The sequence below is a fragment of the Methylobacterium sp. D48H genome, assembly GCF_053345715.1.
Map to the genome: position 1 here is coordinate 25,281 of NZ_JBKFAP010000003.1, position 22,406 is coordinate 47,686.

Annotated in this window: 20 protein-coding genes; 11 read left to right on the forward strand and 9 right to left on the reverse strand. The window is 72.0% G+C overall.

Annotated elements, in window-relative coordinates:
- Nucleotides 1-71 precede the first annotated feature (71 nt).
- A complete protein-coding gene (locus tag ACLBX8_RS08765; protein WP_447698556.1) occupies nucleotides 72-1,244 on the reverse strand; it encodes an efflux RND transporter periplasmic adaptor subunit in 1,173 nt (390 codons plus the stop codon).
- 64 nt (nucleotides 1,245-1,308) lie between these two features.
- The gene (locus tag ACLBX8_RS08770) at nucleotides 1,309-1,515 is read right to left on the reverse strand and encodes a hypothetical protein (protein ID WP_447698157.1); all 207 of its coding nucleotides are present in this window, start codon (nucleotides 1,513-1,515) and stop codon (nucleotides 1,309-1,311) included.
- Between the two features lie 49 nt (nucleotides 1,516-1,564).
- On the opposite strand from ACLBX8_RS08770, the gene ACLBX8_RS08775 reads away from it, so the two are divergent.
- Nucleotides 1,565-1,861, forward strand: a complete 297-nt coding sequence (locus ACLBX8_RS08775; RefSeq protein ID WP_447698158.1) for a hypothetical protein — start codon at nucleotides 1,565-1,567, stop codon at nucleotides 1,859-1,861.
- 321 nt (nucleotides 1,862-2,182) lie between these two features.
- On the opposite strand, the gene ACLBX8_RS08780 is transcribed toward ACLBX8_RS08775, so the two are convergent.
- Nucleotides 2,183-2,713 (reverse strand): hypothetical protein, encoded by a 531-nt coding sequence (locus tag ACLBX8_RS08780; RefSeq protein ID WP_447698159.1) that lies wholly within the window; start codon nucleotides 2,711-2,713, stop codon nucleotides 2,183-2,185.
- 7 nt (nucleotides 2,714-2,720) lie between these two features.
- Nucleotides 2,721-4,841: a M48 family metalloprotease gene (locus tag ACLBX8_RS08785; RefSeq protein ID WP_447698160.1), complete on the reverse strand. Its 2,121-nt coding sequence runs from the start codon at nucleotides 4,839-4,841 to the stop codon at nucleotides 2,721-2,723.
- 465 nt (nucleotides 4,842-5,306) lie between these two features.
- Here ACLBX8_RS08785 and ACLBX8_RS08790 point away from each other — a divergent pair, with 465 nt between their 5' ends.
- On the forward strand, nucleotides 5,307-6,401 hold the full coding sequence (locus tag ACLBX8_RS08790; RefSeq protein ID WP_447680696.1) for a DUF4272 domain-containing protein: 1,095 nt from the start codon (nucleotides 5,307-5,309) through the stop codon (nucleotides 6,399-6,401).
- Between the two features lie 12 nt (nucleotides 6,402-6,413).
- Here the strand turns inward: ACLBX8_RS08790 and ACLBX8_RS08795 are convergent, their stop codons facing one another.
- On the reverse strand, nucleotides 6,414-7,802 hold the full coding sequence (locus tag ACLBX8_RS08795; RefSeq protein WP_056529842.1) for an FAD-binding oxidoreductase: 1,389 nt from the start codon (nucleotides 7,800-7,802) through the stop codon (nucleotides 6,414-6,416).
- Nucleotides 7,803-7,889: 87 nt separating this feature from the next.
- Nucleotides 7,890-8,372 carry a nucleoside deaminase gene (locus ACLBX8_RS08800; RefSeq protein WP_012321704.1) on the reverse strand — a complete coding sequence of 161 codons (483 nt, stop codon included), beginning with the start codon at nucleotides 8,370-8,372 and terminating at the stop codon, nucleotides 7,890-7,892.
- Between the two features lie 1,149 nt (nucleotides 8,373-9,521).
- Here ACLBX8_RS08800 and ACLBX8_RS08805 point away from each other — a divergent pair.
- Entirely contained in the window at nucleotides 9,522-10,478 is a 957-nt protein-coding gene (locus ACLBX8_RS08805; protein WP_447714983.1) for an antibiotic biosynthesis monooxygenase, read from the forward strand.
- Nucleotides 10,479-10,555: 77 nt separating this feature from the next.
- Entirely contained in the window at nucleotides 10,556-11,680 is a 1,125-nt protein-coding gene (locus ACLBX8_RS08810) for a hypothetical protein (protein WP_447714984.1), read from the forward strand.
- A 69-nt stretch (nucleotides 11,681-11,749) separates the two neighbouring features.
- Here ACLBX8_RS08810 and ACLBX8_RS08815 read toward each other — a convergent pair whose 3' ends face one another.
- Both ACLBX8_RS08815 and ACLBX8_RS08820 read right to left on the reverse strand, forming a co-directional pair.
- Nucleotides 11,750-12,115 carry a response regulator gene (locus ACLBX8_RS08815; protein WP_020091072.1) on the reverse strand — a complete coding sequence of 122 codons (366 nt, stop codon included), beginning with the start codon at nucleotides 12,113-12,115 and terminating at the stop codon, nucleotides 11,750-11,752.
- Between the two features lie 33 nt (nucleotides 12,116-12,148).
- Nucleotides 12,149-12,430, reverse strand: coding sequence for an STAS domain-containing protein (locus ACLBX8_RS08820; RefSeq protein WP_091927766.1), 282 nt, complete (start codon nucleotides 12,428-12,430; stop codon nucleotides 12,149-12,151).
- A gap of 319 nt (nucleotides 12,431-12,749) precedes the next feature.
- On the opposite strand from ACLBX8_RS08820, the gene ACLBX8_RS08825 reads away from it, so the two are divergent.
- From ACLBX8_RS08825 to ACLBX8_RS08855, 7 genes are all read left to right on the forward strand, one after another.
- Complete coding sequence (locus ACLBX8_RS08825; protein ID WP_447714985.1) at nucleotides 12,750-13,997, forward strand: methyl-accepting chemotaxis protein; 1,248 nt, start codon at nucleotides 12,750-12,752, stop codon at nucleotides 13,995-13,997.
- Nucleotides 13,998-14,626: 629 nt separating this feature from the next.
- The gene (locus tag ACLBX8_RS08830) at nucleotides 14,627-16,726 is read left to right on the forward strand and encodes a chemotaxis protein CheA (protein ID WP_447714986.1); all 2,100 of its coding nucleotides are present in this window, start codon (nucleotides 14,627-14,629) and stop codon (nucleotides 16,724-16,726) included.
- On the forward strand, nucleotides 16,726-17,235 hold the full coding sequence (locus ACLBX8_RS08835; protein WP_020091068.1) for a chemotaxis protein CheW: 510 nt from the start codon (nucleotides 16,726-16,728) through the stop codon (nucleotides 17,233-17,235). The genes ACLBX8_RS08830 and ACLBX8_RS08835 overlap by 1 nt, the downstream gene beginning before the upstream one ends.
- A gap of 63 nt (nucleotides 17,236-17,298) precedes the next feature.
- Nucleotides 17,299-19,491: a HAMP domain-containing methyl-accepting chemotaxis protein gene (locus ACLBX8_RS08840; protein ID WP_447714987.1), complete on the forward strand. Its 2,193-nt coding sequence runs from the start codon at nucleotides 17,299-17,301 to the stop codon at nucleotides 19,489-19,491.
- Nucleotides 19,492-19,593: 102 nt separating this feature from the next.
- On the forward strand, nucleotides 19,594-20,067 hold the full coding sequence (locus tag ACLBX8_RS08845; protein ID WP_447714988.1) for a chemotaxis protein CheW: 474 nt from the start codon (nucleotides 19,594-19,596) through the stop codon (nucleotides 20,065-20,067).
- Nucleotides 20,068-20,080: 13 nt separating this feature from the next.
- Complete coding sequence (locus tag ACLBX8_RS08850) at nucleotides 20,081-20,929, forward strand: CheR family methyltransferase (RefSeq protein WP_354453730.1); 849 nt, start codon at nucleotides 20,081-20,083, stop codon at nucleotides 20,927-20,929.
- Nucleotides 20,926-22,011, forward strand: coding sequence for a protein-glutamate methylesterase/protein-glutamine glutaminase (locus ACLBX8_RS08855; protein ID WP_020091064.1), 1,086 nt, complete (start codon nucleotides 20,926-20,928; stop codon nucleotides 22,009-22,011). Before ACLBX8_RS08850 ends, ACLBX8_RS08855 begins: the two co-directional genes overlap by 4 nt.
- A gap of 26 nt (nucleotides 22,012-22,037) precedes the next feature.
- Here the strand turns inward: ACLBX8_RS08855 and ACLBX8_RS08860 are convergent, their stop codons facing one another.
- Nucleotides 22,038-22,373, reverse strand: a complete 336-nt coding sequence (locus ACLBX8_RS08860; protein ID WP_447698169.1) for a hypothetical protein — start codon at nucleotides 22,371-22,373, stop codon at nucleotides 22,038-22,040.
- Between the last annotated feature and the right edge of the window lie 33 nt (nucleotides 22,374-22,406).

Below are 22,406 nucleotides of genomic sequence, written 5' to 3' on the forward strand. Positions count from 1 at the left end.
TGGCGGAGATCACTGTCCGATCGTCGGGCGTGTCGGCCTCGTCGGCAGCGCCGGGACTTCCGGACGACGGCTCACCGCGGGAGTGGCGCCGGGTCGGGCAAGGCTTCGGCCACCGCCACCTTCTGGGGCGCGACCTTCGCCCCGGGGATTGCCCGCTGGATGCCGTCCGTGACGACCCAGTCGCCGGGTGCGAGCCCGGCCTCGATCACCCGGTAGCGCCCGTCCCGGGGCCCGAGCGTCACCACCCGCTGCGAGACCGTGTCGTCGGCGCCGACCGTGAGCACGTAGCTGCCCTGCTGGTTGGTCCCGATGGCGTCGTCGCGCACCAGCAGGGCCTTGTCCTGGCGCCCGACCGGGACCCGGACCCGAACGAACAGGCCCGGGAGGAGCGCGTGGTCGCCGTTCTCGATGAGCGCCCGCGCCATCAGCGTGCCGGTGGACGGGTCGACCTGCGGCGCGAGGTAGTCGAGCTTGCCGGCATGCGGATAGCCGGTCTCGGTCTGCAGGCCGATCTCCACCGGGATCCTGGATAGGTCGCCCAGCGTCCGGTGCGTGGCGAGCAGGTGCTCCTTGACCAGCAGCACCTGCTGCTCGCTGATGTTGAAGTAGACGTAGAGCGGATCGATGCGCACGAGCTGCGCCAGCTTGGTCGGTCCGCTGATGCCGACGAGCGCCCCGACATCCGCGAGGTGGTTGGTGACCACGCCGTCGAACGGTGCGGAGACTTGCGTGTAGCCGAGATTGATGGCGGCGATGTCGAGGTTGGCCTGCGCCTCCATGACGGCGGCGCTGGCTTGGTCCTGCTTGGTCTTCGCGTCCTCGACGCGCGCCTGCGAGGCGAATTCCTGCCGGCCCAGCGTGGACTGGCGCTGATACTCGGACTGGGCATTTGCCAGGGCGGCCTGCTGCGCCGCCAGGGCGCCCTGCGCCTGCTTGAGCTGCGCCTCGTAAGTGTTGCGCTGGATCGAGAAGAGCGGCGTGCCCTTCTTCACGACGGCGCCGTCCTTGTAAGTGATCGCCTCCAGGAAGCCCTGGACCCGTGCCTCGAGCTCGACGGCCGCGAACGCCTTGGTGTTGCCGGTGAGCTCGAAGTAGCGCGTGACCGTGCGCACGAGCGGTTGCGCGACCGAGACCGTCGGCGGCGGTGGGGGAACGTACTGGTTCGCATCGCGGCAACCGGCGGCGAGGCCCGCGATGGCCGCCAGGGCGAGGAGACGGAGGGATCCGGGAAGCTGCAGCACGATCGGCACGGTCGACCCTCAACCTGAGAGCGTTACGGGACGGTCTTCGGTCTCGGTCCTGACGCGGCTACTGATCGTCCTCGGCCTTGGCTTCCCGGGCGAGGGTCAGGCACTCCAGCAGATCGACGTAGCTGGGCAGGCCGTCGAGCTGGGCCTCCGCCGCGCAGCGCGTCCGGTCGACCGCCGGGAAGCTGGACCACTTCTTCGCCACCTCGGCACGGGCCGACCCCTCGTCCTGGAGGCAGAGCTTCTGCCGAACGGGATCGAGGGTCATCGCCGTCGTTGCCGCTCGGCAGCTGCCGTGAACGTCGAAGACCGGCATCTTGTCCGAGACCGGTGTCGTCAACGCCAACTCCAACAGCAGGGCGGGGACAGCAAACATCATGATCGGCACACCCGCACGTCGCGTCGACCGGACGGCCCGGTCGATCCTTGTTCTGGCGGCCCCGCACGGTTGCCGTGCCCTGCAGCAATACAGGTTCGATATTAAAGACCGGCCCGATTCGGACGCCTATCCTGTATCGATAGCATATGTCGCGGTTAAGTTGTTGCAACAAAAATTGTTATCAACCACGGCGCACTACCTAAACCGGTCTGCGCCCGGCAAAGCGGCAGTGTGATTTCTCCGATGTCCGTCAAGTGAGTAAAATCGAATGAAAAACCGGAATGTTTGGTGAAGCAACGGGAGCTTTCCCGCGTATGAGGTCGATTTAGCGAGTGCGCAGAGCACCTATACAAATGTTCGCGTCGGGGGCGCCGGCGCCAGTCCGCCCGGCGCGGCCGGCGGCTTTGGCATCGGGACCGGCTGAGGCGTCGACGGCGCAATGACGCACACGTACCGAATCGCCGGGCCGGCAACCGGTATGGCACCGGTCCGCCGGTTCGAGCGTGTCCCGTGACGCGGACGGCCCTGCGCGGCCGAGATCCCGGCGCGGGGCCGGTCAGGCGGCGGTCCGGAACGCCGCGCGCCCGTTGCGGAGGATCGAGATCAGCGCTCCGGCGAGGCCGGCCAGGATCACCCCGTCGATCGCCAAGAGGGTGATCGCCCGGTTCCACAGCCGGTCGAGGCCGAGATCGGTGGTGACGGCTTCGGGATGCGCCGGGTCGGCCATCACCCCGATCGTCCAGTCGCCCGCGTGCAGGCCGGTGAACACGTAGTTCACCCGGCGGGTCACGCTGCCCGCGGGCGTCCGCAGCGAGAGCGTCGCGTCGCAGATGTGGAACACGAGCTTGGTGCTGCACTTGCCGTCGCTCACGCGGGCGTTCGGGACGGGCCGGGCGGCCTCGCGGACCTGCCAGTCCGAGATCAGCACGGGCGCCGTGTAGACGGCGCTGGCTGCCAGGAGGCCGCCGAACAGCACGAAGCCGAACAGCACGCCCAGGATGACGGTCCAGCTCGCGCGGTCGGGCGGCAGGCGCAGGGTCTCGGCGGTCTCGGGCTTGGCGGTCTCGGGCTTGGCGGGCGATCCCATGCGATCCTCAAGCAGGCAGGGCTTCGGGAGAAGGGGTGCCGGCGGCGACGGTCGCGCGCGCGGCGCGCTCGGCCAGGGCGCGGCGCGCGTGGTGCGCGGCTTGGTAGCGGGCGATCAGGTCGGCGAAATCCTGCGGCTTCATCCCGCGCGGCAGTCCGACCGTGAGGGTCACGATGCGGCGCTTCGCGTCGAGCTTCACGGGGTGCCGCCCCGGGGCCCGCTCCGGCCAGTCCACGCCCGGCGGCAGCAGCAGGCGGGTGACGATGCCGCCGCGGCTCAGCGACATGTCGAGATCGGCGACGGCCTCCCAGGGTATTACCCTGTCGAGACCGGGCGCCGTCAGCCCCGCGGGGCTCAGGATCAGGGCGATCGGCTCGCCCCGTGACAGGACGAAGGCGCCCGCCCCGCCGAAGGCGGCCGCGAGGGCCAGGGCCACGGCCGCCACGATACGGGCCTCGTACGGCGACAGGCCCGGGATCCGGAACAGGGCGAGCGCGAGCGCCGCGGCGGCGAAGAGGCCGGCGCTGGCGGCCAGCGTGAGGCCGCGGGCGCGGTGGCTGGCGCGCAGCACCCGTTCCTCGGTTCCGATCTCCGCGGCGGTCGCCTCCAGATGTGCGCGGGCGGCGGTCTCCCGCGCGCGGACCGCGCCGAGGAAGTCCCGCGTCGCGGCCCGGCACAGGCCGTCGGGGTCGGCGAAGTAGGCGGCGAGCTGGTCGCGGGCCCGGGCCGGCGGCGCGGCTCCCGCCGCGGCCAGCAGGTCCGCGTCCATCGCCAGCCCGAGGGCGGCGACGCGGTCGCGGGTCGGCGGGTGGGTGTCGGTCGGGTGGGCCTGCTCGTCCTCGAGGCGCGCCGCGGGATCCTCGAGGCCGCGCGCGATCGCGCCGTCGAACGCCGCCGCCACGAGGTCGGCGGCGGCCGTCTCCGGCGCGTCGGCCGCCGCGTCCAGGGTCTCGACGACGCGCGGGCGCGCGGCGCCGTAGCGCAGGAGCGCCCGGGCCGAGGCGTCGGGGGAGGTCACGGCGGCGCCGGCCGCGTCGGCCGCGAACTCGCGCACCCGGCTCCAGTGGCGCACGGCGAGGTGGAACTGCTCCATCACGAACAGGCCGAGGCGGATCGACGGCCCGAGCACGCCGAGCGCGCCGCGCTCGCGCTCGGCCATCGCGTCGAGGGAGCGCCCGACGCCCGCGTAGATCGGCAGGAAGCGCTGGCTGTAGGCGGTGTCGCCGCCGGCGTAGTGGGCGAGTTCGTGCCCGAGGATCGCCGCCGTCTCGTCGACGCGCAGCAGGGCGAGATAGGGCAGGGGCACGTAGAGGATCCGGCCGTCGAGCCGCGCGCCGCCGGGCTCGAGCACGGCCGGGCCGGCGCTGACGAAGAAGCCCTCGGTGAGGCCGACGACCAGGGCCTCGGGCTTGAGCGCGCCCATCCGGTCGGCGAGCGCCTCGACGAGGCGCCAGAGACCCGGCGCCTCGGCCGGCGCGATCCGCCGCCCGAGGATCGGCAGCGGCTCGGGCGCGAAGGCGACGAGGGCCCGGCGCAGGCCGATCAGGGCGCCGCACGCGGCGAGGATCGTGGCGCCGACCGCGCCGGCCGCGATCGCCAGGAGCTTCACGCCGCCGCCGCTGAGGCCGCCGTCGACGAGCAGCCCGGCCTCGAACAGGACCACCGCGACGAGGCCGGCGGTCGCCGCCACGATCTGGGCGGCGAGGGCGGGCGGAAGCAGCCGCCGCACCAGCGAGAAGCCGCGGACCAGGGCGTCGCGCGACCCGCGTCCCAGCTGCCCGAGCAGGCCGCCGACGAGCAGAACGAGCACGGAGAGCGCCGCCGCGATTCCTCCGCCCGCGACCGCGACCGCCGGCAGCCTGCGCCGCCAGTCCATCACGGCGGCGAGGGTCCCCGCGTGGTCGCGGATCTCGCGGGCCTTCACCGCGGCGTAGGGGCCGCCGTAGAGGCGGCCGTCGTGCCGGAACTGCAGGCTGAAATCGGGGCGCCCGTCCCGCGGAGACCGCGCCTCCAGATCCGCCACGACCGCGCCGAGGCGGTCGCGCTCGGCCGCGAAGGCCCGCCAGTCGTCGAGGCCGCGCTGGCCCTGCCAGAGCCCGATCAGCAGGATCGCGAGCGGCAGCAGCACGGTCGCTGCCAGGAGCCCGGCGAGGGCGCGCGGTCGCGAGCGGTCGCGCGGGGGCGCTGCTTCGGCGATGGTCGGCTCCTGATGGCGAGACGCGGGCGCGGCAGGGCGGGCGTGGCAGGATTGCGGTCGGGTCGGCGTCCCGGTATCGAGCCGGCGCAGCGAACAGTCTCGGTCCAGGAGGCTATAGATGCGGTCGAGCTACAGCTTCCGAGCGACAAAGATTGGGCGCAACCGGATCGATAACCGATTCGACGGCCGGTTTTCTAACCGGCCGAACGGCCACGTCAACCGAATGCTGCGATCCGGCCTCCGAGGGCTCCGGGCGCGGCGCGCCTTGCCCGGCCGGTGCGCCCGCCCCACTCTGGGCGCGCCCGCTTCCGCGCTCGCGCGCCCGGCGCGACCGGGCCCGGTGCGGATGCCGGCCTCGGAGGCGCCGCTGCGCGGGAAGACCGGAAGGGAGAGACCATGAATCTGCTGAAGCGGCTGTTCGGACGCGCCGATGCGGCACCGGCGGAGGCGGCGCCGGACGAACCGCTTCTCGTCAACGCCTACGCGACCGTGCGCGACCTGCCCGCGCTCCCCTTCGACCACGCGCTGAACGGCCGGCGGGACCTCTCCGACCCCGAATTGCAGCCGCATCTCGACGGGTTCATCGGCTACGTCATGGGACGGGGCGACGGGCAGATGACCGCCCTCCGCTACCATCTCTGGCGCCACTTGCAGCGCGTCCGCAACCACGTCAGCTTCGCGGTCGCCGCGTCCGACCTGCCGCGCGTGGAGACCTGGGCGCTCGCGGCGAACGCCGTCCTCTTCCTGCCCGACGGCTCCGTGCGCGCGCCCGACATGGCGCTCCTCCTGTCGGCCGCGGGCGAGACGGATCCGGCCGCGCGTCTGCCCTACCCGCCCGACGCCGTCGCGCGCCGCGCCCGGACCCTGGAGCGCCTGGAGGATCTGGACCCGAAGCCGCCCGCCGGCATGCCCCCCGCGCTCGGCGAGGCGGAACTCGCGCTGCGACCGCCGGCGGAGGTGCTCCGGCGGGCTCTGGCCCTGCTCTACATCGCGGCCTGGGGGCAGGCCTTCGGCGCCGGCACGACGCTGCGCGAGCCGGGGCAGAGGACGCTGAATCCCACCGGCTTCGCGGCCCTGTCGCCGGCCGAGCGCGCCCAGATCGAGGCGGCGGACCCGAAGGACGCCGCGGCGGCGTCCTGGCGCTACGAGGCCGCGAACACCCTGCTGTGGGCGCTCGGCGTGCGCGCGGCCCGGATCGCCGACAGCGACGCCACGGTCGACGTCGACGCGCTCTGGCGGGCGGTCGCGCCGCTCGCCCGGGACGCGGGCGCGGCCGACGCCGCGCGGCTGCGGCCGCCCGGCGAGATCCTGGAGGCGCTGGACCGCGCGTGGCGGGCGCACTGGGTCGTCCGGCAGGCGCGGCAGAAGGGGACAGCCCCCGCGGGGCTCAACGGCGACGTCGTGGCGGAGCGCCACGTCGCGCTGAACTGGCTGACCGGATTCCAGAACGACCGCGACACGCCCTGGGACGCGACCGACACGCCGACGTGACCGCGCCGCGGCTCAGCGGAGACCGTCGAAATAGTCGAAGAACACGCGGTCCGGATCGTGCTCGTCGCGCAGCGCGCACAGCCTCTGCCACTTCTCGGGCGTGAACGCCTGGGCGACGATCTCGGGCTGCTCGACCGTGTTGGTCTCGCCGATGTAGTAGCCGATGTTGAGCGGCTTCAGCGCGGCGATCACCGCCCGATGCCAGGCGGCGTTGGCCTGATCGTCGTCCGCCTCGTGCCACATGGTCCAGGGGCCGCCATAGACCTTCGAGGTCATGGAGCGGGCCATGTTCCGCTGCGGCCCCGGGACGTCGGGTCCGCAGAAGATCGTCGACAGGAACACCGAGGTCGCCGAAGGCGCCCGCTGCCACAGGGGCAGGATGGCCGCCATCACCGCGCCGGGGCTGTGATTGGAGAAGGTGGCCTCGACCCGGGATCGCACGCCCTCCGGGAAGAGCGCGCCGGACGCGTCGAACAGCTGCTCGAAGTCGAGGGGCGTCACCCGCGCGCTCGACAGGGGCGCGACCGGTGCGTCATCGAGCGGCGCCAGCGCGCGCCGGGCCGCCTCCGGGGTGTCCTCGAAGGCGGTGGCGGTGACCATGCAGACCCAGCCGTTCCGGTCCGCCGCCGCCTCGGCCAGCGCGGGCGGCGCCTTCACGAGGAACTGGGTCAGCTCGACGCTCGGCGCGATCGTGGGCGCCGCCTCGCCGAGCCACGTGCCGACGGCCGGCGCATCCTCGAGGCGATAGAAATACTCGCTCCCGTGAATGGCCTTCGGCAGCGCGTGGAGCTTGAGGAAATACTTGGTGACGATCCCGAAGAAGCCTGGGCCGGCGCCGCGCGCGGCCCAGAAGAAGTCCGGGTTCTCGGTCTCGCTGGCCCGGATCCGCTCGCCCTGGGCGGTGACGAGCTCGATCGCCTCGAGGCTCTCGGTGCCGTAGCCCCAGACCGTGGGGTTCCAGGCCATGCCGCCGCCGAGGAAGTAGCCGCTCGCCTTGACCTGGGGGCAGTGGCCGGTCGGGAAGGCGAGTCCGTGGGCGTTGAGCGCCTTCTGGATGTCGCGGTTGCTGACGATCGGCTGGATGACGGCCCGGCGCTGCGCGACATCGATCGCCAGGATCCTGTCGAGGCTCCCGAGGTCGATCAGGATCCCGCCGTTGCGCAGGGTCGGCTGGCACCAGTTGTGGCCTCCGCCGCGGACGACGACCTTGAGGCCGTGCGCGCGGGCGAACTTCACGGTGGCGACGATGTCGTCCTCGTCGGCGGCCCTGACGATCATCTGCGGCGCCCGGTCGGGGATCAGCCTGTTCCACAGGTTCCCGTGAAGCGCCTCCCGGAACTGCGGGTCGCCCGCGTCGATGACCGGGCCCTTGCAGGCCGTCCTCAAGGTCTCAGCATTCATGACTGGGCACTGCGCGGGCGTGGAGGCCCGCTCGGGCGACGCGGCCTGAGCGGGCGGAGCAGGACGGCCGGTCTCGCGATCCGGCCCTCAGTAGGGGACGCGGTCCGCCTTCTGGGCGTACTTCTTCCAGACCTCGACGGCCTCCTCGCGCATGATCTGCTGGGTCGGGATAGAGCGCTCGCCGACATCCTTCTTGAGCTCGGCGTAGATCATGCTGTCGTCGAAGCCGCCGTATTCCAGTGCGTCCTCGACCTGCGCCGCGTAGTAGACGTTCTTGACGCCGGCCCAGTAGGCGGCCGCCATGCACATCGGGCAGGGTTCGGCGCTGGTGTAGAGCGTCGCGTTCCGGAGCTTGAAGCTGCCCTGCGCCTTGCAGGCCTTCCGGATCGCCTCGATCTCGCCGTGCCAGGTCGGGTCGTTCTCGGCGACGACGCGGTTGGCGCCCTCGGCGATGATCTCGCCGTCCTGGACGATCACGCAGCCGAACACGCCGCCGGCACTGTCGACCAGCGACGTCTTCTCCGACAGGGCGATCGCCCGGGCCATGAATTTTTCGTGGTTGTCAGACATTGGAACCTCTGTCGTCGCGAAACGGGTCGGTTGGTCGAGACTATGAACCGCGGAGATTTCTTAATCGAGGGGCGGTCCCGATTGTTGTGTCGGACCGCACTAGACTTCGCGCGGCGTGCTTAACAACTCCGGGTCGGCCGACCGGCATTGGCTTCGAGTTGAGCGATGTCGCCGCGCGGTCCGGCCGAGCGGTGCGGGGTGTCACGGAGCGCGACCACCGTCGAGCCGCGCGGGCAGGATCGGCGACGGGGCCGCGCGCGGATCGGGACGTTCCGCTGAAACCGTGCGTCCTGCGAACGCATGTTCGTCAGCCAGTAACGAGCGGCTACCCGCGGCTTGGCGACAGAATAGACAGGGGCGGAAGTGCCGCGTCAACGCCGGCCCGCGATCGTCGGCAGTCGAATTGTAAATATAGGGAAATGCAATAAAACGACCGTGAAGAGATGATCGATCAGGCTCTCCGGCCCGATCCGAGCAGCACATATGGCGCGTCGCGGTCGCGGCGGCGGCTCCTGATCGGGACGGCGGCGCCCCGCCTGAGACGGACGGACAAGAAATAATCCGTCCCGTCATGGCAGGGCGCCCCGACCCTGCGCCACACCCTGCGCCACACCCGGCGCCACACCCTCCGCCGCGCCCGGCGACGATCGTCTCCGCCCCGTCTTTTCATTGTCGCTCCGTCCCAGCTCGGCGGGGCTCGGGCGGAGCGGGCGCCGAAAAAGTCCGGCATTCCGGGCCGCGCGCGCGGAAGATAAATATCGTGCAAGCGTTTCCGCTTAAAAGACGATCGCCGTAGAGAACGAGCTGTATTTACAATTAAAATATTCGACCTCCGCGCCGAGGTCTTGACTCCGGTCGTAGATTGCCCGCTGATGCAGGCATGCAGAGCAGTGCTGCCAATGGAGTGGCGGGCGCTCGATGCAAGATCAATTTTCGGTTGTTTATCCTCGTGTTCCGCGGCGCGGCAGATCCCTGCGGGTCCGCCGCCGCCTCGGTGCCGCGGTCCACGGACCGGCCGTCCGGGTCGCCGGAGGTGGCGCCTCTCGGCACCGCCCCGGACCCGCCGGGCGGTGACCGGGCGCGGCGCCGGGGGCCGGGCGAAGCCAACGCGCGAGTGCAGGCAGCCGTGCAACGGAAGCGCGTCGGTTCATGAGCGGTGCCACATCGTCCGTCAGCATCGTGACGCAGACGACCATCCGGCCGGAGAGCGCGGACGCCTTCGCCCGCTGGCAGGTCGACACCAGCGCCGTCGTCGCGGCCTTCCCGGGCTTCATCGAGCAGCAGCTGATCCCGCCGCGCCCGCCGCTGCAGGTGGACTGGGTGATCGTGCAGCGGTTCCACAGCCTGGAGCAGGCCAAGACCTGGATGGCCTCCCCCGAGCGGCAGGCCCGCATCCAGGGCGCCACGCCGATGCTCGTCGGCCGCGACGACGTCCACATCGTCAAGGACGACGCCGGCGCGGCCCGGACTTCGCCGGTCAGCGCGGTGATCAGCACCCGCGTGAAGCCCGGCATGGAGGCCGCCTACCTCCGGTGGGAGCAGAAGATCGCGGCCGCGCAGTCGCGGGCGCCCGGCATGCAGGGCTACCGGTTCGAGCCGGCCGTGCCGGGGGTGCAGGAGGACTACGTCGCGATCCTGCGCTTCGACAGCGAGGCGAACCTGCGCACCTGGATGGACTCGCCCGAGCGGCGGGCCCTGGTCGCCGAGGCGGCGCCGATGACCGCGGAATTCCACACGCGGACGGTGCAGAGCGGCTTCGAGCAGTGGTTCCGCAACGTCGCGCCGCCCGGAGAGGGCGCGCCCGCGGCGTGGAAGATGAACATGATCGTCGTGCTGACCCTCTACCCGACCGTGTTCCTGTGGGGCGTCCTGGTCGGCGCGCCGATCCTGGCCGGCATGCTGAAGGTGGATTTCCCGGTCGCCCTGTTCATCAGCAACGTGTTCAGCGTCCTGCTCACCTCGCTGATGGTGCCCTGGACGGCCAAGCGGCTGGGCTGGTGGCTGACGCCGGATCCGGCGCGGCGGACCCGGGTCAACCTGCAGGGCGCCGCGCTGCTGATCGCCGCCTACGGGCTCATGATCCTCGTGTTCTGGAAGCTGTTTTGACCGGCGGCGCGCCCGGGCGGTCGCGGCCCGCGCGGCGCCGTCGCGGGCAGGGGCCGGGCGCGGGGACAGGGCGCGCGATGCTCCGGTCGGTGTCCCGGGCGAGCCCGCACCCGGCGGCCGGCCTGCTGATCCTGGCCTGCGGGGTCGGTCTGGCCGGGCCCGCCCGCGCCGAGCCGGCGCCCGCTCCGGCCACGGCCGCGGCCAGTTCCTCGGCTACGTCGGGGACGGGTGCGGCCGACGGGACGCCCGTCGCGGCCGCGGCCCGCGCGCGGCGCCAGGAGGCCTCCGTTGCCGTCGCGGCCGCCACCGTGATGGCGGCGCCGCCGCCGTCCTTCTTCAACTTCTCCGACACTGTGGTGAGCTACCGCTTCCAGGGACCCTCGGCGGAGCCCGGCCTCCGGGTCCAGCGTCCCGACGGCCAGTTCGTGGGGCGCGAGGTCCCCAAGACCGTCATCAACCTGTTCCACGCCAACGCGTGGGCCTACGGCACCAACCTGCTCTCCCTCGACATCCTCCGGTCCGGATCCCAGGATCCGGCCGGCAATCAGGTTGGCCGGTTCGAGGGCGTCGGCGCCACCGAGTTCTACCTGATCTACCGGGGCGTCCTGAGCTTCAACAAGGTCTTCGACACGCAGGCTCTGGCCATCCCCGGCTTCGTGAAGGATGTCGGCCTGTCGTTCGGGGCCGACGTCAACACCAAGGACACGACCTTCGATTCCGAGAAGCGCGCGGCGACCTTCGGGCTGAGCTTCGCCTTCGACGTGCCGGCCGGGTTCGTGAACCTGAAGGTCCAGGGCTACAAGGAGTTCTCCCGCAACGGCTTCGCCGGATACGGGCCGGTGCCGGGCTTCGACTACGCGCACTTCCGCAGCGTCGAGTTCAAGATGACGCCGGAATTCGAGATCACCTACACGATCCCGCTGCCGTTCACCGGGCTGCCGCTGTCGCTCGCCGGCTTCAACACGATCGTGCTGCCCAAGGGGCGCTACGGTCGATTCAACGAGAACGACACCCAGCTGGAATTCGTCTCCCAGACCAACCTCGTGCTCGATGTCGGGCAGCTCGTCGCCGGCACGCCCAACCGGGTCGAGGTCTTCGCCGGGTTCCAGTACTGGCACAACAAGTTCGGGGGCGACCCGCGGCGCACGCTCAACACCGAGGAGAAGGCGCTGATCGCCGGGGTGGCCTACCACCTGAAATGAGCCCGCCGGATCGGAGCGTCCGCGACGGGGTCATGACGGGCCCTGCGAAGCGGGGCCTCGGTCGCGGCCTCAGGCGCGGACGAGCTTGCCCACGACGGCGAGCAGCTGCTCGGGCTTGAACGGCTTGGTGATCCAGCCGGTCGCCCCGGCCGCCTTCGCCTGCTGCTTGATCGCCTCGTCGGATTCCGTGCTCAGGAAGAGGATCGGCACGCCGGTGCAGCTCGGCAGCGTCCGCAGCTGCTTGATCATCTCCAGCCCGTTCATCACCGGCATGTTGAGATCGGTGATGACGAGGTTGACGCTCTCGCTCCTGGCCTTCGCGAGGCCTTCGGCGCCGTCGCCGGCCTCGATCACCGTGTGGCCGGCCGGGCCGAGTACCACCTTGATCATCTGCCGGATGCTGGGCGAATCGTCGACGGCGAGGACAGTGGCCATGACACGGATTCCGTTCTTGTGCCTGACGCGCGCCTAGAGGAGCGGCGCGCTGGGGTGTTCGATCGCGGCGCGCCGGAACGCGCTCTCGACCGCCGGGGGGACGTTGACCAGCGCGATCCCGGCGGCCCGACCCCGCGCCGTCCGGTCGGCCGCGAGCACGACCTGGACGAAGGTGACGTCCGCGCGCTCGACCGCCGCGCAGTCGAGGGTGAGGCGCGCCCCGCCGGCGAGCGCCGCCGCCAGCGTGTCCTGCAGCGCCCGGACGGTCCGGATGGTGCAGTCGGGACCGAGCGTGAGGACGGGAGCCTCGGACATGCGGGTTCGTGACCTCGACGACGGATGTGCGGGGCGACGCGCCGCCGCGCCCGAGTCAACACCGCGGCGGGTAAATTCTTCCTGAAGGTTCGGCCAATCGCGGACGGCCGACGCGGCCGCAGACGCAGCACAGGACGGAGGTCTGCCCGGCCTCGGACAGTGTTGATTGGCTAATACTGTGATCTCTGACGGCCGCAGCGGCCATCGGCCGGGCGATAACGCTTTCTTCAACGGCGATCCTTAGCCTCGGTCGGGTGCCGACCGTGGGATTGTTGCATGACCCGCGCGCGTCGGACGACGCCGAGAGACCCGCCCGCCGATGGCCTTCCAAGTCGCCCACGACATCCTCAGGCAGGTCCCGGACCGGTTCCGCCGGCCCGGGATGCGGCCCGAGGTGGGGTCCGAGGTGGGGCTCGATGACCGGCGCGGATCGGGCGCGGCGATCCCGGCCGCGCCGCTCCCGGAGGCGGCCGCGTCGTCCAGCGAGCCCGCGCCGCTACCCGCCGCGATCGTGGCCGAGCCGGCGCCCGCCGCGCAGGCGGCCGACCTGCTCCAGGCCTGGCTCGGCCTCTCGGCGCAGCAGCGGACGCTGCTCGACGCCCTCGTCGCCGAACTCGGGATCGTCTCCACCGACGTGGAGGCCAACGTCCACGGCCTGTCCAACCGCTTCCAGAGCATCGCCGCCACGACCTGCGAGCAGTCGGAGATCGTCCGGGGGCTCGTCGCCTCGGTCCAGACCGTCCGGATCGACGACCGGACCCTGCAGCTCGGCGACGTCGCCGCCGGCCTCGGCGAGACGCTCACCGCCCTGATCGAGCGGATCACCCTGATGTCGTCCCGCGGGTCGACCCTCGCGCAGGGTCTGGCCGGGGTGCTCGAGGGCCTGTCGTCGGTCGAGGGGAGCGTCGCGCAGATCGAGCGGATCAACCGTCAGACCAACCTGCTCGCCCTGAACGCCAAGATCGAGGCGGCCCGGGCCGGCGCCAGCGGCGCGGCCTTCGCGGTGGTCGCCGACGAGGTGCGCGGCCTCGCCACGACGATCAACGCCCTGTCGGACGTGATCAAGCAGCAGATCGGCACCATGGCGGCCGGCCTGCGCGGCAGCCATGCCCTGCTGGGCGACATCGCGGCGATCGACATGTCCGAGGAGAGCCGGACCGCCGAGACGCGCGTCCGCATGGTGATGCGGGCGCTGGTCGAGCAGAACGCGCAGGTCGCGGGCATCCTGCAGCAGACCGCCGAGACCACGCAGGCCATCACGCAGGACGTGTCGGCGGCGATCGTGGCGATGCAGTTCCAGGACCGGGCCAAGCAGCGCATCCAGAACGTCGAGGGCCTGCTGCGCTCGGCCGGCGCGGAACTCGGGCGGCTCGCCGACCACAGCGCGGACCGCGTCGCGGCGCCGGAGGCCGCGGCCGATCCGGCCTGGATCGCGGCGGCGATCGCCGGCTGCACCCTGGGGGAGGTTCGCGCGCGCCTGACCGAGCGCCTGCTCGGGGGGGCTCCGGCCTCCGAGACGCCGGCCGCCGACGCCGCCGACGATCTGGACGGCATCGACCTGTTCTGAGCGCGCCCGCCGCGCCGGCGCGCGCCGAGGGCAGCCCGTTCGGGCCCGGTCGGCGGTCGCGCCGCGGCCGGGCCTTCCCGCGCCGGACCGGCCGCGACCGGCCCCGTTCCCGGTTCAAGTCCCGTCGCGATCCGCGCGCCGCCCGCAGGGACCTGCCGCGGCCCGCATCCGCGCGGCTGCGCGCCGGTGGGCGTCGATGTTCGGCCACGCCCGTCCGCGTCCGTCCACGTCCGACCGAGTCCATCGACGTTCGTCGACGCGCGTCGATGCGCCGTGATGGCCGGAGTCGTGCCGCACCGCGCGCCCGAGATCCTGTGATCCGCGTCTCACACGATCGCAGTATCCGATAATCAATGTCTTCAAACTCGATGTGGATATACTTCCCGTTCCGGACTCAAATCTGTTCGTTAACCGAAAATTTCTGGTCCGATTATATACAACCCAGGAAGTCAGGCGGTGGCTTCGCGTCGTGTCCCGTCACCGCGCGGTCGCCGCGCGCCGGGACAGTCTGTTCGACTGCCTGATCGCGAAGGACGCGGCCGGTCTCCGGTATCGGCGCGTCCGTTCGCGCTCAGGATCGGGCGGTTGGTTCTGTATCTGCGTTCTGTGTCCGGGGGTCCGTTCGTCCCATGACTGCTCTCGATCCCGCGGAGATCTTCCGCGCCGAGGCCGCCGAGCTGCTCGCCCGCCTGGAGACGACGCTGCTCGACCTCGGCGACCGGCCCGAGGACCGGGCCCTGATCGACACGGCCTTCCGGGCCCTGCACACCATCAAGGGCTCGGGCGCCATGTTCGGCTTCGAGCAGGTCGCCGCCTTCACCCACGATTTCGAGACCGCCTTCGACCGCGTCCGGCGCGGCGAGGTCCCGGTCGGCCGCGACCTCGTCAACGTCTCCCTCTCGGCCAAGGACTACATCCGCGGCCTCATCGAGGAGCCCGAGGCGAGCGCCCCGATCATCGGCGAGGCCATCCTGGCCGAACTCGAGCAGCTGCTCGGCGCCGCGTCCCGCCCGGCCGCCCCGTCCGCGCTCCTCCCGGAGCCGGCCGCCGGGCCCGCTGCGGCGGGGGAGGGAGGCTGGCAGATCGGCATCGCGTTCGCGCCCGAGATCCTCCGCAACGGGACCAATCCCCTGGCGCTCCTCGACGAGCTGCGCGACCTCGGCGCCTGCACGATCGTGCCGCGCCTCGACGCGCTGCCCGAGCTGCCGGCCCTCGACCCCGAGAGCCTCGCCATCGGCTGGGACGTCACGCTGCGCGCGGCCGTGCCCCGCGAGGCGATCGAGGACGTCTTCCTGTTCGTCCGGGACGAGATGACCCTGACGCTCGTCCCGGTCTCGGCCGCGCCACCGGACGCCGCGCCCGAGCCGGCCGAGGCCGCACCGTCGCCGTCGGGGCCGCCGTCGGGGCCGCCGTCCGGGCCGCCGTCCGGCGCGGTTCCGGCTGCCGATCTCGCCGCCCGCGCGTCCGGCGAGACCGGACCGGCCGGACCGGGGGCGGTCGAGCCCGCGGCCCGGGCCACCGAGCGCGTCCCGGCCCGGCGGGCCGAGGAGCGGCCGGCCAGCAGCGTCCGGGTCGAGGCCGAGCGGCTCGACGAGCTGATGGACCGGGTCGGCGAGCTGGTCATCGCCCAGGCGCGGCTCAGCCAGCTCGCCGGCCTGCATGCCGATCCCGGCCTCAAGGCCATCGCCGAGGAGATCGAGCGCCTGTCCGCGCGGCTGCGCGACACCACGATGAGCATCCGCATGGTCGCCATCGGCGCCCTGTTCGGCCGCTTCCGCCGCCTCGTCCACGACCTCTCGCGCGATCTCGGCAAGCCGGTCGAGTTCGTCACCGCCGGCGAGGAGACCGAGCTCGACAAGACCGTGATCGAGCGCCTGGCCGACCCGCTCGTCCACCTGATCCGCAACGCGATCGACCACGGCATCGAGGCGCCCGAGCGCCGCGCGGCCGGCGGCAAGGCCGCCACCGGGCGGATCACGCTCACCGCCGAGCATGTCGGCGCGCAGGTGCTGGTGAGCGTGCGCGACGACGGCGCCGGGCTCGACGCGGCCCGCATCCGCGCCAAGGCCGAGGAGAAGGGCCTGTGCGCGCCGGGCGCGGTGCTCACCGACCAGCAGATCTACCAGTTCCTGTTCGCGCCGGGCTTCTCGACCGCGCAGGAGATCTCGGCCCTGTCGGGGCGCGGGGTCGGCATGGACGTCGTCAAGAAGACGATCGAGAGCCTGCGCGGCACGATCGACATCGCGACCGAGCCGGGCGGCGGCACCTGCGTGGCGCTGCGCCTGCCGCTGACGCTGGCGATCATCGAGGGTCTGCTGATCCGGGTGGGGGAGGGACGCTACGTCATCCCGCTGGCCGCGGTGGAGGAATGCGTCGAGCTGCCCGCCAGCGAGCGCGGCGGCCGCGGGCGGGACTTCCTCAACATCCGCGGCGCGCTGGTGCCGTTCCTGCGGCTGCGCAGCCTGTTCGGGGCCGCGGGCGAGCCGGACCTGCACCAGAAGGTGATCGTGGTGGCCGCCGGTGAGGCGCGGGTCGGCCTGGTGGCGGACCAGATCATCGGCAACCACCAGACCGTCATCAAGTCGCTGTCGAAGCTGCACGCGGACGTGGCGACCTTCTCCGGGGCGACGATCCTGGGTGACGGCACGGCCGCGCTGATCATCGATGTCGGCCGCCTCGTGAGCGGCGGGCGCGCCGAGGGCGTGCGCGAGTACCAGGAGGTGGCGTGATGAGCGGCGGCGTGGCGCGCGGAGTCGTCGAGCCCGGCCCGCAGGCGGCCGCCGACGGCGGCCAGCGGGACGGTCGGCAGGGCGGCCAGCAGGTGGTGATGTTCCGGATCGGCTCGGAGAGCTTCGCGCTGGAGGCCGGGATGGTGCGCGAGATCATCGATCCGATCCCGGCGACGCGGGTGGCGGGGGCGCGCCCGCATATCGATCGGATCGTGAACGTGCGCGGCAACGTCGTGCCTCTGGCCGACATCCGCGAGCGGTTCGGGATGCCGGCGGCGTCGGCGAGCCCGGACACGCGCTTCCTCGTCCTGGAGGTGCCGGTAGCGGGCGACCCCGTGGTCGTCGCGCTGGTGGCCGACAAGGTGTTCGCGGTCACGGAGGTCGATCCGGCGCAGTGCGAGGCGGTGCCGCCCGTCGGCACGACTTGGCGCCCGGAGTACATCCGCTCGATCGTCAAGGCGGGGGACGAATTCATCATCGTCCCCGAGCTCGAGCAGATCCTCGACTGAAGTCTTTCCGAAGTATTTCCGAAGTCCCGTCAGAATCTCGTGTTTGCGTAGGGGTAAAGGGCGATGCGTTTCTCGATCAAGGCCAAGCTCGGGGTCGGCTTCGGCGCGATCCTCGTTCTCCTGGGGACGGCCAGCGGGGTCGGCTACCAGAGGCTCACGGCCGCCGACGCGACGATGAAGTACGTCCTGAGCCGCGCCGAGATCCAGAAGCAGGTCCTGGAGGGCAAGGCGCACGCCATCCGCAGCGCGTTCAACGTCCGCGGAGCCCTGATCAGCCCGGACGAGGCGCAGATGACGGAGTTCGCCAAGCGCTCGGCGACCAACCACGGTGACGCCATGGCGTCGCTGGCCAAGGTGAAGCCCCTGCTCATGACCGACGAGGGCAAGCGGCTCTACGAGGACCTGTCGGCCAAGTACGAGAAGCAGAACGCGCTGGGGAACCGGGCTCTGGAGCTGACCCGCGACAATTCCAACGGGAAGACCTGGGCCGAGATCAATGCGGCGGGTCGCCCGGCGCTGGCCGCCCTGCGCACGGACCTCGACGCCCTGATCAACACGGCGACCGACGCCCAGAGCCCCGCCGGAGAGCGGCTCGCCCGGGTCGCCGCGGTGTTCAAGAGCCGGGTCGAGCGGGCCTGGGGGCAGCTGACCTCGGCCACCGGGACCACGAGCGTCGAGGCGCTCCAGCAGCGCGTGGCCCTCGCCAAGCAGTCGCGCGAGGAGATTAACCGGTCGGTGGACGAGCTCGCGGCGGCGTCCCAGGCGGCGGGAATCGCCGTGACGGCTGTCCGCGAGCGGTTCGGGACCTGGGCGTCCTCCTTCCAGCGGGCGCTCGCCCTCGTCGAGATCGGCAGCTCGGTGAAGGCGGCAGAAGTCGCCTCCGGCGAGTACGCGACGGTGAGCACGACCGCGATCAACGCGTTCGAGGCGCTGGCGGAGCGGCAGAAGCGGTTCATGGACGACGCCGCGGCCCAGGCCACCGCGGAATCCGCCCAGGGTCAGACGATCCTGCTGAGCGTGGCGGCGGCCGCGCTCCTCATGGGCCTCGGCATCGCGACCTGGCTCGCTCTGTCGATCTCCCGTGGCCTCGGCCGTGCCGTCTCGCTGGCCGATGCGGTGTCGATGGGCGACCTGAGCCAGACCGCGACGGTCACGACCAACGACGAGCTCGGCGACCTCGTCGGCGCCATGGGCCGCATGACCGAGAACCTGAACGCGACCGCGGCGCTCGCCAACGCGATCGCCCAGGGCGACCTCACCGTGGAGGCCCGGCCGCTCTCCGACAAGGACACGATGGGCCTCGCCCTGCAGACCATGCTGACGAAGCTGCGCACCGTCGTGGCCGAGGCGACCGCGGCGGCCGGCAACGTCTCGGCGGGGTCCCAGGAGCTCTCGGCCTCGGCCGAGCAGCTGTCGCAGGGTTCGACCGAGCAGGCCTCGTCGACCGAGGAAGCCTCGGCCTCCATGGAGGAGATGGCCGCCAACGTGAAGCAGAACGCCGAGAACGCCAGCCAGACCGAGACGATCGCCCGGCAATCGGCCCAGGACGCCGAGGCGAGCGGCATCGCCGTCGGCCGCGCCGTCGAGGCCATGCAGACCATCGCCCAGAAGATCACCATCGTGCAGGAGATCGCCCGCCAGACCGACCTGCTGGCGCTCAATGCCGCCGTGGAGGCGGCCCGGGCCGGTGAGCACGGTCGCGGGTTCGCGGTGGTCGCCAGCGAGGTGCGCAAGCTCGCCGAGCGCAGCCAGGCGGCCGCGGCCGAGATCGGCACGCTCTCGTCCGACACCGTCAAGGCCGCCCAGCAGGCCGGCGACATGCTCGGCAAGCTCGTGCCCGACATCAAGAAGACCGCCAGCCTGGTCGAGGAGATCACCGCCGCCTGCCGCGAGCAGGATGTCGGCTCGGGCCAGATCAACCAGGCGATCCAGCAGCTCGACAAGGTGACCCAGCAGAACGCCAGCGCCTCCGAGCAGGTCTCGGCCACCTCCGAGGAGCTGGCCACCCAGGCCGAGAAGCTGCAGGCGACGATCGCCTACTTCCGGATCACCGAGGCGGCCGCGCCGGCGACCGGTGTCGACCAGGCGGTGACGCGGCTGCGCGCGACCGCGGCGCGGATGGGCACGCCCTCGGCGGCGATCCGCTCCCCGAGCCCGAAGCGGGCGGGCGCGCGCGGCCCGGCCGGGGGCGGCGGCTTCGCCCTCGACATGGGCGAGGGCGACGCGCAGGACGCCGCCTTCACCCGGGTCGCCTGACACCTCGCCCGAGGCCCGGATCCGCGCGGTGCCCGTGCCCGCGCGGATCCCGCCGCCGTCGTCAGCCGCCGTCGCGCGCCGCGCTCCAGCCGGAGATCCTGCATGTCCAGTGTGTGGCAGTACCTGACCCTCGGCCTCGGGGCCGAGACCTTCGGGATCGACGTCGAGCACGTCCACGAGATCCTCGACTACCGGGTCCCGGCCGCGCTTCCGCAGGCGCCGGCCTTCCTGCTCGGCATGATCGACGTGCGCGGGCAGAGCTACCCGGTGGTGGACCTGCGGACCAAGCTCGGCCTGCCGCCGGTGGCGCGCACGCCGGCCACCCGGATCATCCTGCTCAACGTGCCGATGCCCGGCCGGCCGCTGCGGGTCGGGTTCGTGGCCGACCGGGTGATCGAGGTGACCGAGCTCGACCGGGCCGAGATGGAGGTGGCGCCCGAGGTCGGCGGGCGCTGGAACGCCCGCTACATCGCGGGGATCGGCCGCCGGGGCGAGGCCTTCGTGGTGGTGTTCGACCTCGTCGCGCTCATGGACGGCGACGGCCCGGCCCTGGTCGCGACCCCGCAGGCCGCCTGAGGGATCCGCCACCATGGAGGCCGATCCGGGTCACCTGAGCGACCGGCACTTCCGCTCGGTCGCCGACCTCGTCCAGCAGCATGCCGGCATCCAGCTCCCGCCGGCCAAGCGCACCATGGTCGAGGGGCGGCTGCGCAAGCGCATGCGCGCCCTCGATCTCCCGACCCTGGAGGCCTACGGCCGCCACCTGTTCGAGGCCGGCCACCTCGCGGACGAGTTCCCGCACCTCGTCGACTGCGTGACGACGAACAAGACCGATTTCTTCCGCGAGCCCGCGCATTTCGACCTGCTGCGCGAGACGATCGTGCCGCGGCTGGCGGCGCGGGGCGACCGGCCGCTGCTCAAGGTCTGGAGCGCGGCGGCCTCGACCGGGGCCGAGGCCTATACGCTGGCGATGGTCCTGCACGACATGGCCGCCGACCGGTTCCGCTACGCCATCCTCGGGACCGACATCTCCTCGGAGGTGCTCGACCGTGCCCGGACGGCGATCTACCCGGCCGAGATGCTCGACGCCGTGCCGGCGGACCTGCGCCGCCGCTACGTGATGGTCGCGCGCGATCCGGCCCGGCGCGAGGGGCGGATCGTGCCGGAGCTGCGCGCCCGGGTGCGGTTCCAGCGGCTCAACCTGATGGACGAGACCTACCCGATCGACCGGGACGTCGACCTCATCTTCTGCCGCAACGTGCTGATCTACTTCGACAAGCCGACCCAGAGGGCGGTGGTCGCGCGCCTGGCCGGGCACCTGCGCCCCGGCGGCTACCTGATCGTCGGCCATTCCGAATCCATGGCGGGCGTCGGCGTGGCCGGCCTCGACCAGATCTCCTCGACCGTCTTCGGCAAGCTGCGGGATTCCGGCCGGTGAGCGCGTCCAGACCGATCCGCGTCCTGATCGTCGACGACTCGGCCTCCGTCCGCCAGACGCTGTGCAGCATCCTGGGGACGGCGCCCGACATCGAGATCCTGGGCACCGCCGCCGATCCGTTCATCGCGGCGCGCCGCATCCAGGAGGAGATCCCGGACGTCATCATCCTCGATCTCGAGATGCCGCGCATGGACGGCCTGACGTTCCTGCGCAAGATCATGGCGCAGAAGCCGCTCCCGGTGATCGTCTGCTCGACCCTGACCGAGGCCGGGTCCCGGATCCTGTTCGAGGTGCTGGAGGCGGGCGCCGTCGACGTGCTGCCGAAACCGCGCGTCGACACCCGCCAGTTCCTGCTCGAATCCACGGTCCGGGTCTGCGACGCGGTCCGGGCCGCTGCCCGGGCCAAGCTGCGCGGGAGCCGGCCGTCCCGGCCGCTGGTGGAGGCGAAGCTCTCGGCCGACGTCGTCCTGCCGCCGCCCGTGCCCGGGCGCGTCGTGGCCGGGACCGACCGGATCGTCTGCATCGGCGCGTCGACGGGCGGCACGGAGGCGCTGCGCGACGTGCTCGAGGTGCTGCCCGCCGAGTCCCCCGGTCTCGTCATCGTGCAGCACATGCCGGAGCATTTCACGGCGGCGTTCGCCAAGCGGCTGAACGGCCTCTGCGCGATCGCCGTCAAGGAGGCGGAGGACGGCGATCCCGTGGTGCGCGGCCGCGCCCTGATCGCCCCGGGCGGGCGGCACCTCATGGTCGAGCGCCGAGGCGGCAGCTACGCGGTGTCGGTGAAGGACGGTCCCCTCGTCGCGCGCCACCGCCCGTCGGTCGACGTCCTGTTCCGGTCGGCCGCCCGGGCCGCGGCCGCGAACGCGCTCGGCATCCTGCTGACCGGCATGGGCGACGACGGCGCCAACGGCCTGCTGGAGATGCGTCGCGCCGGGGCGCAGACGGTCGCCCAGGACGAGGCGAGCTGCGTCGTGTTCGGGATGCCCAAGGAGGCGATCGACCGCGGTGCGGCCGCCAAGATCCTGCCGCTGGAGCAGATGCACCTGGAGATCCGGCGCTTCGGCCTGCCCGCGGCGCGCTGAGGCCGGGGCGAGCGCCGGGGCCGGGTTCAGGACTGGTCGCGTTGCCCGGGCTGCGCCTCGGCCACCGCCTGGCGCCCTCGCGTGCGGCTGGACGGCTGGTCCGCTGCGCGCCGCGTCCGGCCGGTACCCGTCTTCACCGACCGGCCTCGAGGAAGCTTCTTGCTTCCGCCGCGCCGCGCGCTGCGCTGCGTGATCTGTTCAGGGTGGGGACCCTGTTCCTGCGTCCCGGAATCCAGCAGGTGCTGAACACCGGGCGGATGCTCGGGCACGCCGAACAGGCGGGCCAGCCCGTCGGCGACGCCCCGAAGAACGGCATCGGCCTGCTCGTGATCGTCCTGGCCCTGTACGACGATGAAACTCATCTGCGCACCCGGATCGTTCGTTCAGGTCCTCAA